This window comes from Persicitalea sp., from assembly GCF_041751555.1.
Classification (GTDB): domain Bacteria; phylum Bacteroidota; class Bacteroidia; order Cytophagales; family Spirosomataceae; genus Persicitalea.
Map to the genome: position 1 here is coordinate 1 of NZ_JBGSXF010000755.1, position 6,737 is coordinate 6,737.

Below are 6,737 nucleotides of genomic sequence, written 5' to 3' on the forward strand. Positions count from 1 at the left end.
GCTTTACAGTATCAAAGAAAGTCAGCTACGGCAGCACCTGCTCAAGGCACCGCTCGAGTTCAGCAGCCGGACTTCCGCCCTGACTTTGGAAATACCCTTACCCAATGGCCAAACCGAAACGTTCGAAATGTTCGAGTCGCCTATCCTGGCCCCCACCATCGCCGCCCGGCACCCTGAGATCAAAACCTATGCGGGCCGGGGTACAACCCATCGTAACTACACCATCCGCCTCAGCTTTACCTCCGTGGGCTTCAATGCCATTATTCTGGGGATAGGCAGTGACGCGGCCTACTACGATAAGGTTTCCAATGATAAGACCGATCAGGTGTACCGCGTTTACTTCGCCAGTGACGCCGAAAGGCCCAAGCCTGATCAAACTACGGGGCCGGGCAACAAATGTGGAGTCATCGACATGCCCTTGAAGGATGCTTTCCCTCAAGGAATGCCCAACAGAGGCCGCATAGCTGTGGGACCTAATGATGTTGGAAGTGCACGGCGTGTTTTTCGGCTGGCTATGGCGGCCGACAATGAGTTCGTTCAATCAACGCAAGGTGGAGGTGGTGATGTAAGTACCGCCTTTGCAAAGCTTGTAGCGTATGTCAACCGCATTGATGCAGTTTACCAAAAGGAACTTAGTGTGACTTTTACGCTGGTTAGCGATCAGAGTGCCATTTCTACCAACCCGGCGGACTACACCAACGATGATCAGGACGCGATGCTGGAACAAAATCAAACACGGTTGGACGCGCTACTCGGCAATGGGAACTACGACATCGGCCACGTGCTGGGTACTGCCATTGGTTCAGGGGGAGGGCTGGCCAGCAGCCCGTCAGTCTGCGACGAATTCAGTAAAGCGCAAGGAGTTTCGGGCGTGGGCGACGGTTCCTTCGCACCCGTTTTCGACGATCAATTGATTGCCCACGAAATGGGACATCAGTTCAGTATGTCGCATAGCTACAACAGTGTCATACCGGTGTGTACCACCCGCGAAGCAACCACATCGGTCGAGCCGGGTGCGGGAACCACCATCATGAGCTATGGCTTCACCTGCGATGACAACGACAATGATGACAACTACGAAAACACGTACCAGCCTTTTCTGAATTTCCACACCGTTAGCTACGACCAGGCAGCCGTGTTCATTGCCACCACAGGAACGTGCTTTACAACTACGAATACGGGGAACTCCGTTCCCGACATCAGCTCGAAAACCAGCGATATGACCATTCCGAAATCCACGCCTTTTGCTCTGACGGGCACGGCGTCGGATGCCGACGGAGGCGACGCGCTCACCTACTCCTGGGAAGGCACCAACATCGGAACGGAGACGCCAACTGCCTCCACGCTGCTCGATCCGTCGAAAGCCCCCTTCTTTCGGAGTTACGAACCCGTGGCCACGCCCACGCGAACCTTCCCTCGCTTGTCGGCTATCCTCGATGGTACCAACACGGCCAGGGGCGACAAACTGCCTTCGGTGGGGGTGGTGACCACCCAGCGGCTGACTGTCCGCGACAACAATGGAGGCGTAACCTACGGTGCTGTAAACGTGACTATAGATGGCAACTCGGGCCCTTTTCTAGAGACGACCAACCTGTCGGGTTCTTATGCGGCCAATACCGCGCAAACCATCACCTGGGACGTGGCCAACTCCGACAACGCCCCCGTGAACTGTGCCAATGTCAACATTCTGCTCTCGACTGATGGCGGTCAGACCTTCCCGCTCACGCTGGCAGCCGACACGCCCAACGATGGCTCGGAATCTGTGACATTGCCCAACAATCTCACCACGACGGCCCGTATTAAGATAGAGGCCGTAAACAATATCTTTTTCGATATCTCCAATAGCGACTTTTCTATTACAGATGAGGCAGGGGTACCCATCATAAGCCTTTCGGCCCCTGACTCCATTGCCGTGGAAGGCGCAGAGGGACCTCCCGGTGGTGGCAGATTGGCAGCCGACGAGGAGGAGGACTTGACTGGCTTTGCTTTTTTTCGCTTCGAACGCACGGATGCGGATGAAAAATTGACGGTGCGGTTCGAGATCTCCGGCACTGCCGCCGGCGATCCACGCTTCACCATTGCCGACACGGTGAGCTTTGAAATTGGAGAATTGGCTTTCGACTTATACGTGATTCCGGGCGAGGACGATGTCGATGATGAAGATGAGATCCTGACCCTGACCCTCATAGACGAAGAGGAATACGATATTTCCGAGTCAGCGAAAGATGCTTCCATTTTAATTAAAGATAACGACACCACGCCCGAGCTGGCAATCAATGCCCCTGCTGCCCAGACGGCCACGACCAACCAGTCCAAGTCGGGCAACGCCGCAACCGAGCTCAGCCCAACGGGCGGCAAGGCGCCCTACATGTACTCTGTCCTCGGCAACTGCACGCCCCCTAACGGTGCCACGGTTCCAATTGGCAACAGCCTGACAATCAATGCCAGCACGGGTGCCTACACCTATACTGCCCCAGCTACCGCGGGTACCTACTACTTCTGCATTCAGGTTTGTGATGCTGCCACCCCAACGGCCAACTGCCAGACGGCCACCTACACCGTGACGGTGACAGCTCCCGTCGACAACAGTTGCGGGCCAAAGGGCCAGAACGTAAAGATCTGCTACTATGGTGTGGAGCAGTGCGTCTCACAGAAGATTGCTGACCGCTACATGAAACTTGGCGCGACGATGGGCGGCTGCAACAGCGGAAGCAAGGCCGCAAGGCTAGGCGTAGGAGAAACGGGCGAATTGACTTTGTCGCTGAAAGCCTTCCCTAACCCGGTGCAAGATGCCGTAACGTTGGAAGTGCTTGCTCCCGAAGCAGGTGAGACTACTTTCAGCGTTGTCGATTTGCAGGGGAAAGCTTTGCAGCAGCGTACTGAAACCCTGAACGCCGGGCTGAACGAAGTGGAGCTCCGGCTCGGAAGACTGTCTTCGGGTATCTACCTGATCCGGGCTGTGGATGCCTCCAACCGCCAGGCTACGGTTCGGGTGCGCAAAGAATAGCCAATCATACTCGCACGAAACACCCCGTCGGCCCGGTAGGAGTTTTCCTGCCGGGCCGACTTTTTTTGAGCCTACCGGACACTAACTTCATGGACATACACCTCGGCAGGCGAGGCCAACTCCTCCCAAGGGAAAACCAGGCAAACCGATGTTCCCTGACCAGACGCACTTCGAATCTCGATCCGCCCACCGTTGCGTTTCATAAACTCTTCGCATACCAGCAGCCCCAGCCCTGTGCCCTTTTCTCCCAGAGTGCCGGGGCTTTGAGCGACTGTTTGGGGGTCGGTCGTGGCCATGCCAACACCGGAGTCGGCAATGCACAGCGTTTTTTCCGTCGCAGATTGACGGAAACTCACCCGGATCTGACCGCCGGGGGGAGTGAACTTCAAGGCATTGTGCAGGATGTTGCGGATCACAATCTGTAACTGGCTTTCATCGGCTCTGACGATGGAATCGTCGGGGATAGCGACGTCGATGTCGATCTGTTTGTCCTCGATCGCGGGTTTGAACAAGGCCAGGGTTTCGGCCACCAAATCGCCCGGTGAAACCCATTCTGGCTGTAGGATGATACCCTCCCGCTGTGTGGAGGCCCAATGGAGTAGATTGTCGAGGGTGTAGTAAAGGGTATCGATTGTGCGGCGAAGATGGTCGTTCTGCCGATTCTGCTCCTCTGCCGACTCCTGCGGCTGGTCCAGGCGATCGACGATGAGTTTCAGGTGAATTACCGGGGCGCGTAGGTCGTGGCCGATCAATTCGAACAGCCTGTCCTTTACCTGATTGAGTTCTTCCAAACGTTTGGCTTGGGTCGCTATCTCAGCTTGCTGCTTACTGAGAATCCGCAGATTCCAGCGGTCTCGTTGCGTAAAGCGGTACATCAGGAAAAGTAGAAGGGTCAGGCAAGCCGCCAAGCCCAGGTAAAAGTTTTTTTTCAGCTGGGACTGCTCGAAAGCCTGTTCCTGAATGAGACTGTTCTGACGCATCAGCCTAAGATCCCTGTCTTTTTGCTGCACTAATAACTCTGACTCGACGGCAGCGATGGCTTTGGCCTGATCGAGTTGTTTGATGCTGTCACGCATCATTCCCAGCTCCTCATAAGTGGCCAGCGCCGCCCTGTATTTGCCCCGCTTTTCCTGAAGACGAGCCACAGTGGCCAGCACAGGTTCGATGCTGAAAGGGCTACCGACCTTCTGCGCGACCTGCAGCGCTTTCAGCGCATCGGCCTCAGCTTCGGGAAGACGATTTTGCGCTTCGCGCAGAATACTGGAAGAAACATAAATAAAAGAGGAGGCAACCGCGTGTTTCTCGACCTCCCCCAACCCCATAGACAAATAGTACTGCGCTTGGGGGAAAGCATCCTCTTCGGTGTAATTGCAAACGATCATCGCGCAGGTCTCTACGACGTGAATCCGCGATTCGAGCCGCTGGGCTGCCGCAAGTGTTTTTTTAATATGAGCAAATAATTTTTGGCGGTCGTTTTTTCCGTACCAGTATGCGGCCGTTTGGTGGTAGAGGTACTCATCCCAGGCACAGGGATGTTGGCGAAGGGCTGCTTTCAAACCCATCAGGTCATCCCAGACACCCTCCCGGTCACCGATCCGAAAGTGTAGGATGGATAACAACTCGTAAAAGGAACCTATCCAGCCGCTGTTTCCGGTCCGGCGGGCGTAGCGGATGCACTGGTTGGTGTACCGTACGGCCCGAGCCTGATCGGTTTGGTCAGCGTAACCCATGGCCAGTTGGTACATGGCCTCGGTGGTTTCGGCGGTGACGCGGGCCTGACGCAGAAAATACACCGCCCGCTCGAAAGCCCGAACGCTTTGCCCAGGGCGTTTTTGGTGGTCGTAGTAAGCACCCAATCCGCTGTACACCCGACCCAGATACAGCGGATTTTTTGACTCCTTCGCCAATTGCCAGCTTTGCCGTATCAGACTAAGAGCCGCTTCGGGCCTACTTTGCGACAGCCGAATTCCCGACAGCCGTAGCAGTGGCTCGATGAGAGCCGTGTCGGATCGGGCAGCCTCGATTTGTCGCTCAAGAGTCAGGGCGACCGAGTCGTCCTTCGTCTCCGAAACACCCTGCCCAGACTGGCCCAAAGCAAAGCCAGATAATCCCAGAAACAGCCACAACCACAAAGTTTTTATTGCCAAGAATGAAATAAGTGAATAGATGTTAGTCGGCGTCTGCATATCCTATCATTCACTAATTTCATTCATTCAAAACTAGATATCCCCCTCCCCACAGCCTCCCGCAACGACTCCCGCACGCCGTTCTGGTATTTGCGACCAATGGGAACCGCGTGCTGTTCTAGCCAGATTGTTCTCGCACTGTAGCGCGTCACCTGCGTCAGGTTGATGACGTAGGACTTATGTACCCGGATGAAATTGTGTGGGCTGAGCCGCGCTTCTAGGCCCGAAATGGTGTCAGACACCACCGTCGTGCCGCTCTGGGCAATGACCTTGGCGTAAATATTGGCTGCCTCCAGATACAGAATGTCGCTAAATGCAAAGCGCTGGTTGATATGCCCCGCCTTGAGATAGATGTGCGTGGGTGCCGCCGTCTCTGAAAGGGGAGGCGCGTCACAAGCCATGGGGGCTAGGGCAATCTCCACATCGCCACGCTGCATGTCGGCCTGGGTGTGCAGTACCGTGCGGCGGATACTTCGCAGGAAGCGGGCATAGCTCAAGGGCTTACTCAGGAAATCGTCTACGTCATGATCGTAACAGTCAACCGCGTAGCGCGGGTAGGCCGAGACGACCACCGTTGGGCAGGGATGCGGAAACGTGCGCAGAAAATCAAGGCCGTTCATATCGGGCAACTCGATGTCAAGGAAGAGCAGATCCACGGCTTGCTCGTGCAACAGGGTCATAGCCTGCGTGCAGTCGCTGGCCACGCGGGGGGGGGCGAATAGCCCGGTTTGGTCCAGGAAGCCCTCCAACTGCGCCACGATCAACGGATCGTCTTCAACGATCATCGCGATGAATCGTTTTTTCACGATGGGAGAAGGTAAGTACGGGTGAACATCAAGCTAAACCAAGTAAATATGCTATTTGTTGCAAATGACCCTCCAACAAGAATCAGGGTAATCCCTTCGGGTCGCTTTCTATAATAATGTAATTTTTTTGGAAAATCAAGCACCTGCCCGGTGGAAGAATGTTGCCCCGTCCAGGCTTGTGTACCATGCGCGTCAAAGAAAGTGAAGATCAAGTAGTAGTTAGTAGTTCATCACCCACGGGGACTGTCGATCGACAGCTCCCATTTTTATTCTTAGGTGACTCACTCACCAACCGCAAAACCGCTCACCTCGATCCAATCGAGCCGCGACCAGGCCAGCGACCGATTTCCTTTCATCAAGTCGGTCCAGCCAATTTCTGACACTTTGGTCAAATCAGGATTATCGACGGGTTTTATTTCCGCTACCGACTCTATATCGAGGCTCATCCAGGTCATATCCGAAAGATTGAACTCCCGCACGCGCCAATCCCTAGACGCCGGATCGAGCGGCTGACTGACCAGCCAGGTACCGTCGGCGAGTTTCAAAATGACGTGCAGATTTCGATAACCCGATTGCTTGCTGCGCCATTTGACTTTGCCCATGCGAGAAAGGTCGACGTTACCGGATTTGTGCTTCAAGGTCACTGCCCAGGTATCCTGACATAAACCCGACCAAATATAGAAGGGATCGTCAGCGGGTTTGTCGTGGTTGCTTTTTTTGAGCGAATCTTTGCCCGGA

General features: G+C 55.0%; 4 protein-coding genes. 1 reads left to right on the forward strand and 3 read right to left on the reverse strand.

The annotated features are described in order from the left end of the window. The coding region (locus ACEW8P_RS26350; RefSeq protein ID WP_373516042.1) for a reprolysin-like metallopeptidase at window positions 1-3,007 on the forward strand (3,007 nt) is incomplete at its 5' end. A 71-nt stretch (window positions 3,008-3,078) separates the two neighbouring features. Here the strand turns inward: ACEW8P_RS26350 and ACEW8P_RS26355 are convergent. The 3 genes from ACEW8P_RS26355 to ACEW8P_RS26365 form a co-directional block, all read right to left on the reverse strand. After that, window positions 3,079-5,139 carry an ATP-binding protein gene (locus ACEW8P_RS26355; RefSeq protein ID WP_373516043.1) on the reverse strand — a complete coding sequence of 687 codons (2,061 nt, stop codon included), beginning with the start codon at window positions 5,137-5,139 and terminating at the stop codon, window positions 3,079-3,081. 77 nt (window positions 5,140-5,216) lie between these two features. Continuing rightward, window positions 5,217-5,999: a LytR/AlgR family response regulator transcription factor gene (locus ACEW8P_RS26360; protein WP_373516044.1), complete on the reverse strand. Its 783-nt coding sequence runs from the start codon at window positions 5,997-5,999 to the stop codon at window positions 5,217-5,219. Window positions 6,000-6,280: 281 nt separating this feature from the next. Beyond that, window positions 6,281-6,737: hypothetical protein (locus tag ACEW8P_RS26365; protein WP_373516045.1), on the reverse strand; the 457-nt coding region annotated here is incomplete at its 5' end.